14 protein-coding genes are annotated in these 14,759 nt (G+C 65.3%); 12 read left to right on the top strand and 2 right to left on the bottom strand.

The window, feature by feature from the left end; all coding sequences use genetic code 11:
- Positions 1-55 precede the first annotated feature (55 nt).
- Positions 56-1,114: a polysaccharide deacetylase family protein gene (locus IVA81_RS29915; protein WP_247324637.1), complete on the bottom strand. Its 1,059-nt coding sequence runs from the start codon at positions 1,112-1,114 to the stop codon at positions 56-58.
- A gap of 164 nt (positions 1,115-1,278) precedes the next feature.
- On the opposite strand from IVA81_RS29915, the gene IVA81_RS29920 reads away from it, so the two are divergent.
- The 10 genes from IVA81_RS29920 to phoB all read left to right on the top strand — a co-directional run bounded on the left by IVA81_RS29920 (position 1,279) and on the right by phoB (position 11,258).
- Positions 1,279-2,673: an OmpA family protein gene (locus tag IVA81_RS29920; protein WP_247324639.1), complete on the top strand. Its 1,395-nt coding sequence runs from the start codon at positions 1,279-1,281 to the stop codon at positions 2,671-2,673.
- Positions 2,674-2,675: 2 nt separating this feature from the next.
- The gene (locus IVA81_RS29925) at positions 2,676-2,972 is read left to right on the top strand and encodes a hypothetical protein (protein ID WP_247324641.1); all 297 of its coding nucleotides are present in this window, start codon (positions 2,676-2,678) and stop codon (positions 2,970-2,972) included.
- A gap of 451 nt (positions 2,973-3,423) precedes the next feature.
- On the top strand, positions 3,424-4,479 hold the full coding sequence (locus tag IVA81_RS29930) for a lysylphosphatidylglycerol synthase domain-containing protein (protein WP_247324649.1): 1,056 nt from the start codon (positions 3,424-3,426) through the stop codon (positions 4,477-4,479).
- Positions 4,480-4,523: 44 nt separating this feature from the next.
- Entirely contained in the window at positions 4,524-5,816 is a 1,293-nt protein-coding gene (locus tag IVA81_RS29935; protein WP_247324650.1) for an ATP-binding protein, read from the top strand.
- 150 nt (positions 5,817-5,966) lie between these two features.
- Positions 5,967-6,980: a phosphate ABC transporter substrate-binding protein PstS gene (gene pstS / locus IVA81_RS29940; protein WP_247324651.1), complete on the top strand. Its 1,014-nt coding sequence runs from the start codon at positions 5,967-5,969 to the stop codon at positions 6,978-6,980.
- Between the two features lie 155 nt (positions 6,981-7,135).
- Positions 7,136-8,125 carry a phosphate ABC transporter permease subunit PstC gene (pstC, locus tag IVA81_RS29945; protein WP_247324652.1) on the top strand — a complete coding sequence of 330 codons (990 nt, stop codon included), beginning with the start codon at positions 7,136-7,138 and terminating at the stop codon, positions 8,123-8,125.
- A gap of 4 nt (positions 8,126-8,129) precedes the next feature.
- Positions 8,130-8,981 (top strand): phosphate ABC transporter permease PstA, encoded by an 852-nt coding sequence (pstA, locus tag IVA81_RS29950; protein WP_247324655.1) that lies wholly within the window; start codon positions 8,130-8,132, stop codon positions 8,979-8,981.
- Positions 8,978-9,799 carry a phosphate ABC transporter ATP-binding protein PstB gene (pstB, locus tag IVA81_RS29955; RefSeq protein WP_247324658.1) on the top strand — a complete coding sequence of 274 codons (822 nt, stop codon included), beginning with the start codon at positions 8,978-8,980 and terminating at the stop codon, positions 9,797-9,799. The genes pstA and pstB overlap by 4 nt, the downstream gene beginning before the upstream one ends.
- 11 nt (positions 9,800-9,810) lie before the next feature.
- Positions 9,811-10,527 carry a phosphate signaling complex protein PhoU gene (gene phoU / locus IVA81_RS29960; protein WP_246928241.1) on the top strand — a complete coding sequence of 239 codons (717 nt, stop codon included), beginning with the start codon at positions 9,811-9,813 and terminating at the stop codon, positions 10,525-10,527.
- 23 nt (positions 10,528-10,550) lie between these two features.
- Positions 10,551-11,258, top strand: a complete 708-nt coding sequence (gene phoB / locus IVA81_RS29965) for a phosphate regulon transcriptional regulator PhoB (protein WP_008143479.1) — start codon at positions 10,551-10,553, stop codon at positions 11,256-11,258.
- Positions 11,259-11,483: 225 nt separating this feature from the next.
- On the opposite strand, the gene IVA81_RS29970 is transcribed toward phoB, so the two are convergent.
- On the bottom strand, positions 11,484-11,996 hold the full coding sequence (locus IVA81_RS29970) for a GcrA family cell cycle regulator (protein ID WP_247324659.1): 513 nt from the start codon (positions 11,994-11,996) through the stop codon (positions 11,484-11,486).
- A 457-nt stretch (positions 11,997-12,453) separates the two neighbouring features.
- On the opposite strand from IVA81_RS29970, the gene IVA81_RS29975 reads away from it, so the two are divergent.
- Positions 12,454-13,662, top strand: a complete 1,209-nt coding sequence (locus IVA81_RS29975) for an aspartate aminotransferase family protein (RefSeq protein WP_247324662.1) — start codon at positions 12,454-12,456, stop codon at positions 13,660-13,662.
- Positions 13,662-14,585 carry an ornithine carbamoyltransferase gene (gene argF / locus IVA81_RS29980; RefSeq protein ID WP_247324664.1) on the top strand — a complete coding sequence of 308 codons (924 nt, stop codon included), beginning with the start codon at positions 13,662-13,664 and terminating at the stop codon, positions 14,583-14,585. The genes IVA81_RS29975 and argF overlap by 1 nt, the downstream gene beginning before the upstream one ends.
- The last annotated feature ends 174 nt before the right edge of the window (positions 14,586-14,759 follow it).

Here is a 14,759-nt window from a genome sequence, read left to right on the forward strand (position 1 = left end):
CATCCTTCGAGACGCGCTGCGCGCTCCTCAGGTGAGGTCCGAGTGTGCGGATGGATTAAGCCGCCGCGATCCGGCGGAAACCGTTCCACATTGCGGTCGCCGCGCCCGAGGTCAACACCGGCAGGATTCGCGCGTCCTGGTAGTTGCCGTTGAGCGAGACGCGCGGCAGCGCCGTCATCTGGGCGGCATTGTCCGGGAATAGCATGCCGGGCCGTGTCGTCACCGCGGTCTTGAACCCCGCCGTTGCAGCGAGGCCGAATTCGCGCATCCCCGCGGCCTCGCGGTCGCCATAGGGATAGGCGAGATGCAACACGGGGCGCTCCAGCGCCTGCTCGATCCGCGCGCGGCTCGTGGCCAACTCTTGCGCGGCGATGTCTTCGGCCAGCTTGGCGAGATTGCAATGGCTGACGCTGTGCGCGCCGATCGTGACCAGCGGATCGGCGGCGAATGTCTTCACCTCGGCCCAGGACAGGCAGAGGCTGCGGCACAGCGCGGCCATGTCGACGCCGTGCGTCGTGCAGAGCGCCTCGATCTCGCGCGCCAGATCGTGCTCGCCAGGCAGCGCGCGCAGCCAGTCGTGCAGGCGGTCGAACGCTGCCTGCTTGGCCGCGGGCGTGGTCGCATCGAGCCGCAGCGCAGAATGGCCGATTTTAATGTCGATCTGCTCGGCCTTGGCGATCACGGCCTCCAGCGCCACCCACCACAGCCGTCCGGTGCCCTCGGCAAAGTCGCTCGCAACGTAGACCGCCAGAGGGGCGTCGAATTCGCGCAGCACGGGCAGGGCATGGTCCAGATTGTCGCGATAGCCGTCGTCGAGGGTGAAGGCAGCGAAGCGGCGGTCGAACCGGCCCTGCACCAGCCGCTCATGCAGCTCGTCCATGCTGACGATGTCGATGTCGCGGGAGCGCAGATGACATAGCGTCGCGCGCAGGAATTCGGGGGTGACCTCGAGATGCCGGTTCGGCTGGAACGCGGCCTCACGGGCCGGCCGGACGTGGTGCAGCATGAAAATGGCACCGACACCCGACAAAAGCGGGCGCAGCAGGTGGTGCGCCCCGCTGAAGTAAAGTGCTCCCAGCCCGGCGCGGATGACGTTGTTACGCAGTTGTTTCATGACCGGCTGGGGGACTCTGGCATTCCGATTTCAACTTACGGAAGAACCCTTGAAGAAAAAGTTATTCCGATTGTCCAGGCGGCGCCTTCGGAAGGGCACCATTTCCGGTTTGACAGCCTGCCAAGGGTTTGTTTTGTCTCCGGTTCCAGAGTTCGGGACGTCGAATGCAGAAGCTTTTCAGGTGGGCCAGCAAATGGTGGCCGGGGCTGATTCCCCTGGCCGTCATGTGGGGATTTGCGGCCTGGAATAATACCTTACCGGTCGAAGCCGACCTGTCGGCCCGCAGCACGGCCGCTCTCAAGGGGACCGTTCTGGACAAGACCCGGATCGCGGTCGACGGCCGCGACGTCAGCCTGGCCGCGGACGCCTTCTCCGAGGAGGGGCGCCGTGACGCCGTGACGGCGGTCGAGACCGTCCCCGGCGTGCGCCTGGTCGACGACCGGACCCGCCTTGTTCCCGAGGCCAAACCCTTCGTCTGGAACGCCGAGCGCGACGTGGTGCGGGTGACGCTGTCAGGCTCCGCGCCCTTGCCCTCGATGAAGGGCCGTCTGACCGAGGCGGCCCGCAAGGAGGTCGGCGGCGCCGAGGTGGCCGACCAGATGGGTCTGGCGCGCGGCGCGCCGCCGCGGTTCGAAGCCGCCGCCATGCTGTTGCTGGACCAGATCGGCAAGCTGAAGGACGGCAAGATCACGATCACGGACACCCAGGTCAATCTGTCGGGCATGGCGCGCGAGCTCGGCGGTCGCGAAGCGATCGCAGCTGCGCTGAAGAACCTGCCCGAGGGCTTTTCGGTCGCCGCCAACGACGTCAAGGCGCCGCCCTATATCTTCCAGGCGTACAAGGATCCGGTTGCCGCGACGGTGACACTGACGGGTTACGTCCCGGACAACAATGTGCATGCGGCGATCGCGACCAGCGCCTCGCGAAAATTCTTCACCGAAAAGGTCGTCGACAATCTCAAGGCCAGCATCGGCGCGCCCGGCTCCTTCAACACGGCCGTGGTCGCAGCGCTTGGCGCGCTGTCGCGACTGTCGACCGGCACGCTCGTTGTCTCCGACCGCGAAGTGAAGCTGTCGGGCGATGCCCTCTACGAGGGGGCCGCCAACGACATCCGCGCAGGCCTCGGCAAGGACTTCCCGAAGAACTGGCAGTACAAGCCGGAGATCACCGTGAAGCCTGCGGCAGGGCCGGTCGACGGCACCGTGTGCCAGCAATTGTTCACGGACCTCCTTGCGAAGGGAAAGATCCGCTTCGCCGCCAAGCGCGCCGACATCGATCCGGACTCCGCCGCCATCCTCGATCATCTGATCGAGACGGCGCTGCGCTGCCCCACGACAAATGTCGAGGTCGCCGGGCATACCGATGCGGACGGCGAGGACGGCTTCAACCGAGCTCTCTCGGAAAAGCGCGCGCAGGCGGTGATCGACTATCTGGTCAAGGCCGGCCTGCCGGCCAGCCGCTTCACCGCGGTCGGCCATGGCAGCACGCAGCCCGTCGCCGGCAACGACACCGACGACGGCAAGGCGAAGAACCGCCGCATCGAATTTTTGGTGAGGTGACGATGCCCTATCTCGTCTCGTTCCATCTGGGTTGGCTGATCGGCTCGGTGCTGCTGGGCTTTTGCATGGGCTGGATCTCGGTGGTCCAGCGCGGCAACGGCACCTCGAAGGTGACGGCGCGCTGGCTCGCCGCGCTTGCCGCCGCCCTGGTCGCGGCCTCGTTCGCGCGCGTCGTCCCCGGCCGCTTCGGCTACTGGCTCGACCTCGGCCTGATCATGTTCGCCTGCTACCTCGTCGGCTGCATCATCGGCGCCTGGCTGCGGGACCGGGTGGTATCGCGCAGCCAGCCTGCGGCCTGAGCTTCGGCCCCGAGGATCGGGCTGCAGCGGTCTGGCCGCTCCCGGGCCTGCCTTTCGGCGCCCGCGACCTTCGGGCGCATCGGAAAATCCGCCCCCTTTCAACAGGCAGGCGTGCCCCATAGATTGACGTCAGCTTAAGGCGTGACGGAACATTGTACGGCCGAAATCATCAAACCTTCACGGCGCCTGCGCAGGATCGCCATGGAGATTCGCCTCAAGTCTGCCGCCGAAGGCGCCAAACCGTGCATCAGGAGCCCCAACCCTGCCTAAAATATTGAACGCACGTGTTTTTGTTCGAATTGGCGAATTCCACTCGGCCCGAAAACGCGCTAGTGGAGGGGCAGGGGGCATGCGCGATGCCGGAGCCGGCGGCGAGGGTTCGTTGAGTGCCTGTGCGTCGTCCGCCCGTTCGCCGGCCACCCTGGCCGCTGAAGCGTTGTTCGAGGTCTAGATGCTGGAAGCCATACGCAGGGCGACGACGTTTCTGCGCCAGAAGCAAATCCTGCATAAACTTGGAGTTGCGATCAGCGTCGCTGTCATCGGCATCGCTTGCTATGTGCTGTACCACATGCTGCGAGGCATCGATTTCAACGAGGTCCTCGAAGCGATCAAGAGCACCGAGCCGACCCAGATTGCGATGGCGGCGCTGTTCGTCGCCGCGGGCTATTTCACCCTGACCTTCTACGACCTGTTCGCCGTGCGCGCGATCGGCCACGCCCACGTGCCCTACCGCATCAATGCGCTCGCGGCCTTCACCAGCTATTCGATCGGCCACAATGTCGGTGCATCCGTCTTCACCGGCGGCGCGGTGCGCTACCGGATCTATTCGGCCTACGGGCTGAACGCAATCGACGTCGCAAAGATCTGCTTCCTCGCCGGCTTGACCTTCTGGCTCGGCAATGCCGCCGTGCTCGGCCTCGGCATCGCCTATCATCCGGAGGCCGCCGCCTCGATCGACCAGCTTCCGCCGTGGCTGAACCGGACGCTGGCGCTGATGATCATCGTGGGGCTGGTCGGCTACGTGGTCTGGGTGTCGACCCAGCCGCGCGTGGTCGGCCGCGGGCCCTGGACCGTGGTGCTGCCGGGCGGCGCGCTGACGCTGCTCCAGATCGCGATCGGCATCATCGATCTCGGCTTCTGCGCGCTCGCGATGTACGTGCTGGTCCCGGACGAGCCCAATCTCGGCTTCGTGGTGGTCGCGGTGATCTTCGTCTCGGCGACGCTGCTCGGGTTCGCCAGCCACTCGCCTGGCGGGCTGGGGGTGTTCGACGCCGCCATGCTGGTCGGCCTCTGGCAGATGGACCGCGAGGAACTTCTGGGCGGCATGTTGCTGTTCCGCGTCCTCTATTATCTGTCCCCCTTCGTCATATCTGTAATCTTGCTGACGTTTCGCGAAGTTATGATCGGCGCACGATCCAAGCGCTTGCAGCAAGCGGCGCTCAAGCTCGACCCCGGTCCGGCGCGTGAAGCCGCCTATGTGAGAGAGCGTAGCGACAGCGGTGCCTGACGCTGCCAAGCTCTAGGACAAGCCCCCAGGAGAAGTCCGCCCCGATGGCGATCGACGCCCCATCTTCTCCCTCCGCGCAGCCCTGGTCCGACCGGCTGCGGCACTCGACCATCATACTGATCGCCGCGGCGCTGGCGCTGTCCGTCGTCGTCTCGCTCGGCGAATTGTCGGCGCTGCACGCCGCGATCGTGTTCCTCTGCATCGCGGCCGCGGCACTGATCCCGTGGCGTCTGCATGATCCCGCAGCTTCGCGCGACGATGTCAGGCGTATCAACCCGGTCGAGAGCGCGGCGGTGGCTGCGGTCGTCGCCGGCATGCCGGATCCGGCCGTGCTGCTCGACCGCGCCGGCCGCGTCATCCATCTCAATGCCGCCGCCGCCCAGCTCGCGCCGGCACTGCGCAGGAACGAGCTCGCTCAGTTCGCGCTGCGCTCGCCGGAGATCATCACGGCACTGCGCGAAGCGATCGCGACCACCGAGCCGCGGCGCGCGACCTATCTCGATCATGTCCCGGTGGATCGCTGGATGGAGCTCATGATCACGCCGGTGCCGGTGCCGACCAGCTTCGGCGGCGCCGACAAATGCATGCTGATGACCTTTCACGACCAGACGCCGCTGCGGCGGGTCGAGGAGATGCGCGCCGACTTCGTCGCCAATGCCAGCCACGAGCTGCGCACGCCGCTCGCCGCGCTGTCGGGCTTCATCGACACGCTCCAGGGCCAGGCCAAGGACGATCCCAAGGCGCGCGAGCGCTTCCTCGGCATCATGCACAACCAGGCCACCCGCATGGCGCGCCTGATCGACGATCTCTTGTCGCTGTCGCGGGTCGAGCTGTCGGCCCATGTCCGGCCCGATACCCTGGTCGACCTGCTGCCGATCATCCGCCAGGTCGCCGACGGGCTCGAGCCGCTGGCGCGCGAGCGGCAGGTCGAGGTCGAGATCCATTTGCCGGAGGGGCCGGTGATGATCGCGGGCGACCGCGAGGAGCTGCTCCGCCTGTTCGAGAATTTGATCGAGAACGCGCTCAAATACGGCGCCTCCGGCGGACGCGTCATCGTGTCGCTGACCCCCTGCGCGGCCACTGACGGAACTCAGGAAATCCGGATCATGGTTCGCGATTTCGGCCCCGGGATCGCGCCCGAGCACCTGCCACGGCTGACGGAGCGGTTCTACCGGGTCGATGTCGGCGACAGTCGCTCGCAGGGCGGGACCGGGCTCGGATTATCGCTGGTGAAACATATTCTTAATCGCCATCGCGGCCGGCTTTTGATCGAAAGCGTGCCCAGACAGGGTGCCACTTTCACGGCCTGTTTTCCCCAGGCTAAGACTTTAGTTTAGACTGAAAACCCAAGCGATTTCAATCGCTTGATGGTGTCATCCGACTGTCACGAAACCTTCGTAAAAGCACAGCCGACCGCTCCTAAAGGGGCGGCGTGGGGAGCGCGATCGGGCGCGGTTGGCGCTTCGCTCCCCTGTATGGAGACCAGCATGAATTTCCTCAAAACGATCGTCGCTGCCGGCTTGGTCGCCGCATCGGCGACGGCGGCCTTTGCCGCCGACATCACCGGTGCAGGTGCGACATTCCCGTTCCCGATCTATTCGAAGTGGGCTGACGCCTACAAGAAGGAGACCGGCAACGGTCTGAACTATCAGTCGATCGGCTCCGGCGGCGGCATCAAGCAGATCCAGGCCAAGACCGTGACCTTCGGCGCCAGCGACGCCCCGCTCAAGGTCGAGCAGCTCGAGAAGGACGGCCTCGTCCAGTGGCCGATGGTGATGGGCGCCATCGTTCCCGTCGTCAACCTCGAGGGCGTGAAGCCCGGCGAGCTGGTGTTCGACGGCGAGACCCTGGCCAGCATCTATCTCGGCAAGATCACCAAGTGGGATGACGCGGCGATCAAGAAGCTCAATCCGAATGTGAAGCTGCCGTCGGAGGCGATCACCGTCGTCCGCCGCTCGGACGGTTCGGGCACCACCTTCAACTTCACGAACTACCTCGCCAAGGCCAGCGCGGACTGGAAGAGCAAGGTCGGTGAGGGCACTGCGGTCGAGTGGCCGGTCGGCGTCGGCGCCAAGGGCAACGAAGGCGTGTCGGGCAACATCAGCCAGACCAAGAACTCGATCGGTTACGTCGAGTACGCCTATGCCAAGCAGAACAAGCTGACCTACACCGGTCTCGTCAACAAGGCCGGCAAGACCGTGCAGCCGACCGTCGAAGCGTTCCAGGCGGCTGCCTCCAACGCCGACTGGGCCAAGGCTCCCGGCTACTACGTCATCCTGACCGACCAGCCCGGCGACAAGTCCTGGCCGATCACCGCGGCGACCTTCATCCTGATGCACAAGTCCGCGACCGACAAAGCGGCCTCGCAGGAAGCCATCAAGTTCTTCCGCTGGGCCTTCAAGAGCGGCAGCAAGGCGGCCGAGGAGCTCGACTACATCCCGATGCCGGACAGCGTCGTCCAGCAGATCGAGAAGACCTGGGCTGCCGAGATCAAGAGCTAACGGCACGAATGTCCCGGACGCGGCAGCGTGAAACGTTGCTGCGCTGAGCCGGGACCCACAAGAACCAGGCCCCGGATCGGCGCTGCGTCGCATCCGGGGCACGGGATCAAGAACAAGCGTATATAAAATGGGCACAGGGGATCGGCGTGGCAGAAATGGCCGTTCAGAGCGATATCATCGACGGCGCCGGACCGTATGACCGCGCCAAGGCCTTGAGCGCGTTCAAGCTCGGCGATGTCACCTTCTACTGGATCACGCGGCTGTCCGCGATCTCGGTGCTGTTGATCCTCGGCGGGATCATCATCTCGCTGATCGTCGGTGCGTTCCCGGCGATGAGGGAATACGGCCTCTCCTTCCTGTGGACGCAGCGCTGGGCGCCGTCGGCAGATCCGCCGGTGCTCGGCGCGCTCGGGCCGATGTACGGCACGCTCGTCACCTCCTTCATCGCGATGCTGATCGCCATTCCGGTCGGTCTCGGCATTGCGATCTTCCTCACCGAGCTCTGCCCGCAATGGCTGCGCCGCCCGATCGGCATGGCGATCGAGCTGCTCGCCGGCATTCCCTCGATCATCTACGGCATGTGGGGCTTCTTCGTGCTGGGCCCGTTCCTGGCCAACACCTTCCAGCCCTTCATGATCAAGGTGTTCGACGGCGTCCCCGTGCTGGGTGCGATCTTCGCAGGTCCCCCGTCCTATCTCAGCACGTTCAACGCCGCGCTGATCCTCGCCATCATGGTGCTGCCCTTCATCACCTCGATCTCGGTCGACGTGTTCAAGACGGTGCCGCCGGTGCTGAAGGAAGCCGCCTACGGCGTCGGCTGCACCACCTGGGAAGTCGTCCGCAGCGTGGTGATCCCCTACACCCGGGTCGGCATCATCGGCGGCGTCATGCTGGCGCTGGGCCGCGCGCTCGGCGAGACCATGGCGGTGACCTTCATCATCGGCAACTCGTTCCGCATCTCCTCGTCGATCTTCGCGCCGGGCACCACGATCTCGGCGGCGATCGCCTCCGAATTCGCCGAGAGCGACGGCCTGCACCAGTCCGGCCTGATCCTGCTCGGCCTGTTGCTGTTCGTGCTGACGTTCTTCGTGCTGGCCGCCGCGCGGCTGATGCTGATGCGGCTGGACAAGAAGGCGGGGAACTAACGTCATGGCTCTCAATCCGATCTATTCGCGCCGCCGCCGCAAGGACATCGTCATCCGCGGGCTCTGCTTCGCCGCGGCCGCCTTCGGCGTCACCTGGCTCGCGCTGATCCTGGCCACGCTGCTCTACAACGGCCTCGCTGGTCTGAATCTCCAGGTCTTCACCGCCGACACGCCGCCCCCCGGCTCCACCGAGGGCGGCCTGCGCAACGCCATCGTGGGCTCGATCATCATGACCGTGCTCGGCGTCGGCATCGGCGCACCGCTCGGCCTGTTCGCCGGCACCTATCTCGCCGAGTACGGCCGCAACGACAAGCTGACCTCGGTGATCCGTTTCATCAACGACATCCTCTTGTCGGCGCCCTCGATCATCATCGGCCTGTTCATCTACGGCGCGGTGGTGGTGCCGATGCGCGGCTTCTCGGCGATCGCAGGCGCGCTGGCACTCGCGGTCATCGTCATCCCGGTGGTGGTACGCACCACGGAGGACATGCTGCTGCTGGTGCCGAATCCGCTGCGGGAAGCCGCCAGCGCATTGGGCCTCCCGCGTTCGCTGGTCATCAAGCGCATCGCTTATCGCGCGGCACGCTCGGGCCTCATCACCGGCGTGCTGCTCGCCACCGCCCGCGTCGCCGGCGAGACCGCGCCGCTGCTGTTCACAGCGCTGTCGAACCAGTTCTTCAGCCTCGGCCTGGACAAGACGATGGCCAACCTGCCGGTCACCATCAACAATTTCGTCCAGAGCCCCTACGCCTATTGGAAGCAGCTCGCCTGGAGCGGTGCGCTGCTGATCACCCTGACCGTGCTTGCCCTGAACATTGGCGCGCGCATCATCGGCGCCGAGAGGACTGCAAAATGAGTGAAATGTCTGTTTCCGTGAGCGCGCCGACCGTTCATCCCGGCTCGCAGCCGCTGCCCGAGGCGCCGCCGAAGGTCACGGCGCGCAACCTCAACTTCTATTACGGCGAGCACCATGCGCTGAAGAATATCAACCTGACGCTCGGTACTAACCGCGTCACCGCGTTCATCGGCCCGTCGGGCTGCGGCAAGTCGACCTTGCTGCGCATCTTCAACCGGATGTACGACCTCTATCCGGGCCAGCGCGCCAGCGGTCAGCTGATGCTCGACCAGACCAACATCCTCGACCCCAGGCTCGACCTCAATCTGCTGCGCGCCCGGGTCGGCATGGTGTTCCAGAAGCCGACGCCGTTCCCGATGACGATCTACGAGAACATCGCCTTCGGCATCCGCCTCTACGAGAAGATCTCGAAGTCCGAGATGGACGACCGCGTCGAGAAAGCGCTGCGTGGCGGCGCGCTGTGGAACGAGGTCAAGGACAAGCTCAACGCCTCCGGCCTGTCGCTCTCCGGCGGTCAGCAGCAGCGCCTCTGCATCGCGCGCACCGTCGCGGTGCGGCCCGAGGTGATCCTGTTCGACGAGCCCTGCTCGGCACTCGATCCGATCTCGACCGCCAAGGTCGAGGAGCTGATCCAGGAACTGTCCGAGAACTACACGATCGCGATCGTCACCCACAACATGCAGCAGGCGGCGCGCGTCTCCGACAAGACCGCCTTCATGTATCTTGGCGAGCTGATCGAGTTCGACGACACCAGCAAGATCTTCACGTCGCCGACCGACCGGCGCACGCAGGATTACATCACCGGCCGGTTCGGCTGAGGAGACGGAACATGGGTACTGAACATACCGCCAAGGCTTTCGACACCGACCTCCAGGAGCTCACCCGCCTGGTCGCCGAGATGGGCGGAATCGCCGAGCGCATGATCGTCGAATCCGTCGATGCGCTGATCCGCCGCGACGTCGCACTCGGCCAGCGCGTCGTCACCATCGACGCCGAGCTCGACGCGCTGCAGAAGCGCATCGAGGAACGCGCCGTGCTCACCATCGCCCGCCGCCAGCCGATGGCGGTCGATCTGCGCGAGATCGTCGGCGCCATGCGCGTTGCGACCGACCTCGAGCGGATCGGCGACCTCGCCAAGAACATGGGCAAGCGCGTCGCCGCGCTGGAGACCGACTTCCATCCGCTGAAGCTGTTCCGCGGCCTGGAGCACATGACCGACCTCGTGCAGCAGCAGGTCAAGTCGGTGCTGGACGCCTATGCCGCGCACGATCTGCCGGCGGCGATGGCGGTGTGGAAGGGCGACGAGGAAGTCGACGCGATCTGCACCTCGCTGTTCCGCGAGCTCCTCACCTACATGATGGAGGATCCGCGCAACATCTCGTTCTGCATCCATCTGATGTTCTGCGCCAAGAACATCGAGCGGATCGGCGACCACGCCACCAACATCGCCGAGACCGTGTTCTACATGATCGAGGGCCAGGCGATCACCGACAAGCGGCCGAAGGGCGACATGACCACCTTCGCCACGACGATCCCGAATAGCTGAAGACCTTAAGGAGCGACGACACCATGGGCGCACGCATTATGGTGGTTGAGGACGAGGAAGCTCTCACCGAGCTTCTTCGCTACAACCTCGAAGGCGACGGCTATGACGTCGAGACGGTCATGCGCGGCGACGACGCCGACACCCGCCTCAAGGAGCACATCCCCGACCTGATCGTGCTCGACTGGATGCTGCCGGGCCTGTCGGGCATTGAGCTGTGCCGCCGCCTGCGCACCCGCCCCGAGACCAAGCAGCTGCCGATCATCATGCTCACCGCGCGCGGCGAGGAGAGCGAGCGGGTGCGGGGCCTTGCGACCGGCGCCGACGACTACATCGTCAAGCCGTTCTCGGTGCCCGAGCTCTTGGCGCGCGTGAAGGGTCTGCTCAGGCGGGCAAGCCCCGAGCGGCTCGCCACCGTGCTCGCCTATGGCGACATCGAGCTCGATCGCGACAAGCGCCGCGTGGCGCGCTCGGGCCGGCCGATCGATCTCGGCCCGACCGAATATCGCCTGCTGGAGTTCTTCCTGGAGCATCCCGGCCGCGTGTTCTCGCGCGAGCAGCTGCTCGACAGCGTCTGGGGCCGTGACATCTACATCGACGAGCGCACCGTCGACGTCCATATCGGCCGCCTCCGCAAGCTGCTCAATCTCGGTCGCGAGCAGGACCCGATCCGCACCGTCCGCGGCGCGGGTTATGCGCTGGATGATCGCTTTGCAAAGGCCGAGCAGACGTAGGATTTGCGAGCAGTCGCCACGACGTCGATGTCGTCCCGGACAAGCGAAGCGCCGATCCGGGCCCCATAACCACAGAAAGTGGTTTGGCGAAGACTCGGAGTGACCGTCTGGCGCAACAATTGCGTCCGTGGTTATGGATCCCCGCGTTCGCGGGGATGACACCGAGTTGGTTGAGCCGTCATCGTGTGACGGCTGCAGTCTTAGTGAACAGAGAATCCCGATAACTTACCGCGGGCCCGGCTTCGGTGCTGCACGACGGCGGTCCGCTGCGGGCTGATACGCCACGCGCGAGTGCTGGGCGCAGTAGGGCAGGCCGGAGAGCGCCTTGCCGCCGCAGAAGAAGAAATCCGGGCTCGAGGGATCGCCGACCGGCCAGTGGCAGGTCGCCTCGTTCAGCTCCAGCAGCGACAGCCGCTGGCTCATCGGCACCACGTTGTCGTAGGTGACCGGTTCGGCCTCCACCTCGACCTCGAAGGCCTGCGCCAGCGCGGTGTTGCCGCGCGCAATGGGGCGGGTCACCCGCATCATGTGCGGCGCGGGACGCGCCTTGCGCGGCCGTGGCGCTGCCGATGAAGGGCTCTTGGCGCGGCCGGACAGACCGAGCCTGTGCACTTTGCCGATCACGGCATTGCGGGTCACATTGCCGAGCTCTGCTGCGATCTGGCTGGCCGAAAGTCCGGCCTCCCAGAGCTTTTTCAGCTGCTCGACGCGATCATCCGACCAGGTCAAAACCGTCATTGCACCCTTTCCCTCGCTGCCGGCCAGCCATCCTGGGGCCTTGCAGCGAATGCCTAAGCCTTCAAAAACCCGTGCCGTCAGAATCCCTTAAGGCTCGCCGGGCGCGTGACTGACGCCCGAACGTTTACGCCGGTACATGAGGACTCTTGGGATCAGAACCGCTGCACGAGATGTCGTATCTGACAATCCAAACGCTACAATATGGCGTGACTCCCGCGCAAGAGTCCGCCGACTCGCTTCCACATGTTCCGTGGTGAAAACCCGCAAAATCGGCACCGCAAGACTACGGATTCAGCGTTTCCTGAGGCTTTCCGGGCGGCATTGACACCCGTCTTGCCAAGCATAAGATAGTCCCGCGTGCCGCCCTTAAAAGGCGGCACGTTTCGTTTTCCGGGCCGGTCGATGGTGCGTTGCCCAATGCACGCGTCACACCGTCCGCAACATTCAAGTGGCCGTCATGACTAACAGCGCAGCGCCGCATTTGCTCCCCGTTTTCGCCAGGGCCGACCTCGGTTTCGAACGCGGCGAAGGCTGCTGGCTGATCGCGACCAATGGCGATCGCTATCTCGATTTCACCTCGGGCGTCGCCGTGAATGCGCTCGGCCATTGCCACCCACATCTGATCAAGGCGCTGCAGGAGCAGGCGACCAGGCTCTGGCACATGTCGAACCTGTTCCAGAGCCCGGACGGCGAGAAGCTCGCCCTGCGCCTGTGCAATGAGAGCTTCGCGGACTTCGTGTTCTTCTGCAATTCCGGCGCCGAAGCGCTGGAGGGCGTGATCAAGCTGGTCCGCCATCATCACTTCTCCAAGGGCCATCCCGAGCGCTACCGCATCCTCACCTTCGAAGGCGCCTTCCATGGCCGCACCCTGGCGACGCTCGCCGCGACCGGCTCTGCAAAATATCTCGAAGGTTTCGGCCCGCCGATGGATGGTTTCGACCAGGTCCCGCATGGCGACCTCGACGCCGTCAAGAAGGCGATCGGCCCCGATACCGCCGGCATCCTGATCGAGCCGATCCAGGGCGAGGGCGGCGTGCGCTCGGCAACACCTGCCTTCCTCAAGGCGCTTCGCCAGCTCTGCGACGACAAGGGCCTGCTGCTCGCCTTCGACGAGGTGCAGACCGGCATGGGCCGCACTGGCGATCTCTTTGCCTACAGGCGCACCGGCGTCACCCCTGACGTGATGTCGCTGGCGAAGGCGCTCGGCGGCGGCTTCCCGATCGGCGCGGTGCTGGCGACCGCGGATGCGGCTTCCGGCATGGGACCCGGCTCGCACGGCTCGACCTTCGGCGGCAATCCGCTTGCGATCTCCGCGGCGAACGCGGTGCTCGACGTCATGCTCAAGCCCGGCTTCTTCGACCACGTGCAGAAGATGTCGCTGCTGCTCAAGCAGAAGCTCGCCTCCGTGATCGACCGTCACCCCGATGTCGTCAGCGAAGTCCGCGGCGAGGGCCTCCTGATCGGCATCAAGGCCGTGGTGCCGTCGGGCGATCTGGTGGCCGCCTTGCGCGGCGAAAAGCTGCTCACCGTCGGCGCGGGCGACAATGTCGTGCGCTTCCTGCCGCCTCTGATCGTCACCGAAGCCGAGATCGAGGACAGCGTCGGGCGGCTCGAGCGCGCCTGCGCTGCGATCTCCTCCAGTCAGACCAAGCGGGCGGCAAGCTGATGAGCAAGTCGCCGAAACATTTCCTCGACATCAACGAGCTCCCGCTGTCGGAGCTCAAGCGCATGCTCGCCGCATCCTCCGCCATGAAGGCGAAGCAGAAGGCGCAGCAGCCGGTCAGGCCGCTCGAAGGCAAGACGCTGGCGATGATTTTCGAGCGCCCCTCGACGCGGACGCGCGTGTCGTTCGACGTCGCCATGCGCCAGCTCGGCGGCGAGCCCATCATGCTCACCGGCGCCGAGATGCAGCTCGGTCGCGGCGAGACCATCGCCGACACCGCGCGCGTGCTGTCGCGCTATGTCGACGCCATCATGATCCGCATCCTCAATCACGAGGCGCTGCTGGAGCTTGCCGCCAACGCCACCGTGCCGGTCATCAACGGCCTGACGCGGCGTTCGCACCCCTGCCAGGTGATGGCCGACCTCATGACCTATGAGGAACATCGCGGTTCGATCGAGGGCAAGACGGTGGCCTGGACCGGCGACGACAACAACGTGCTGGCGTCCTGGGCGCACGCCGCCGAGCGCTTCAAGTTCCAGCTCAATGTCGCAACGCCGCCCGAGCTCGCGCCGAAAAAGGCGATGCGCGACTTCATCAAGTCGACCGGCGCGCCGATCGTGCTCGGTACCGATCCGGAAGCCGCCGTGCGCGGCGCCGATTGCGTCGTCACCGACACCTGGGTGTCGATGGGCGACAAGGAGGGCGAGCATCGCCACAATGTGCTCAAGCCCTACCAGGTCAACGGCAAGCTGATGTCGCTGGCCAAGCCCGATGCGCTGTTCATGCACTGTCTGCCCGCCCATCGCGGCGAGGAGGTCACGGATGAAGTGATCGACGGTCCGCAATCGGTCGTGTTCGACGAGGCCGAAAACCGCCTGCACGCGCAGAAGGGTATTTTGGCCTGGTGCTTTGACGCGGTGAAGTAGCCTTCTCTGTAGCCCGGATGGAGCGCAGCGCAATCCGGGTTTGTGTCAGCGATGAATCGGTCCCGGATTACGCTGCGCTCCATCCGGGCTTCTGTAACGGGCCTTGGTTAGTCAATCCCTTTTTGCGTCATCCACTCGCTGGGCACTTGCTTCTGTACGGGATCGGCGCGGTGG

It is taken from the genome of Bradyrhizobium sp. 141 (assembly GCF_023074055.1).
Lineage (GTDB): Bacteria > Pseudomonadota > Alphaproteobacteria > Rhizobiales > Xanthobacteraceae > Bradyrhizobium.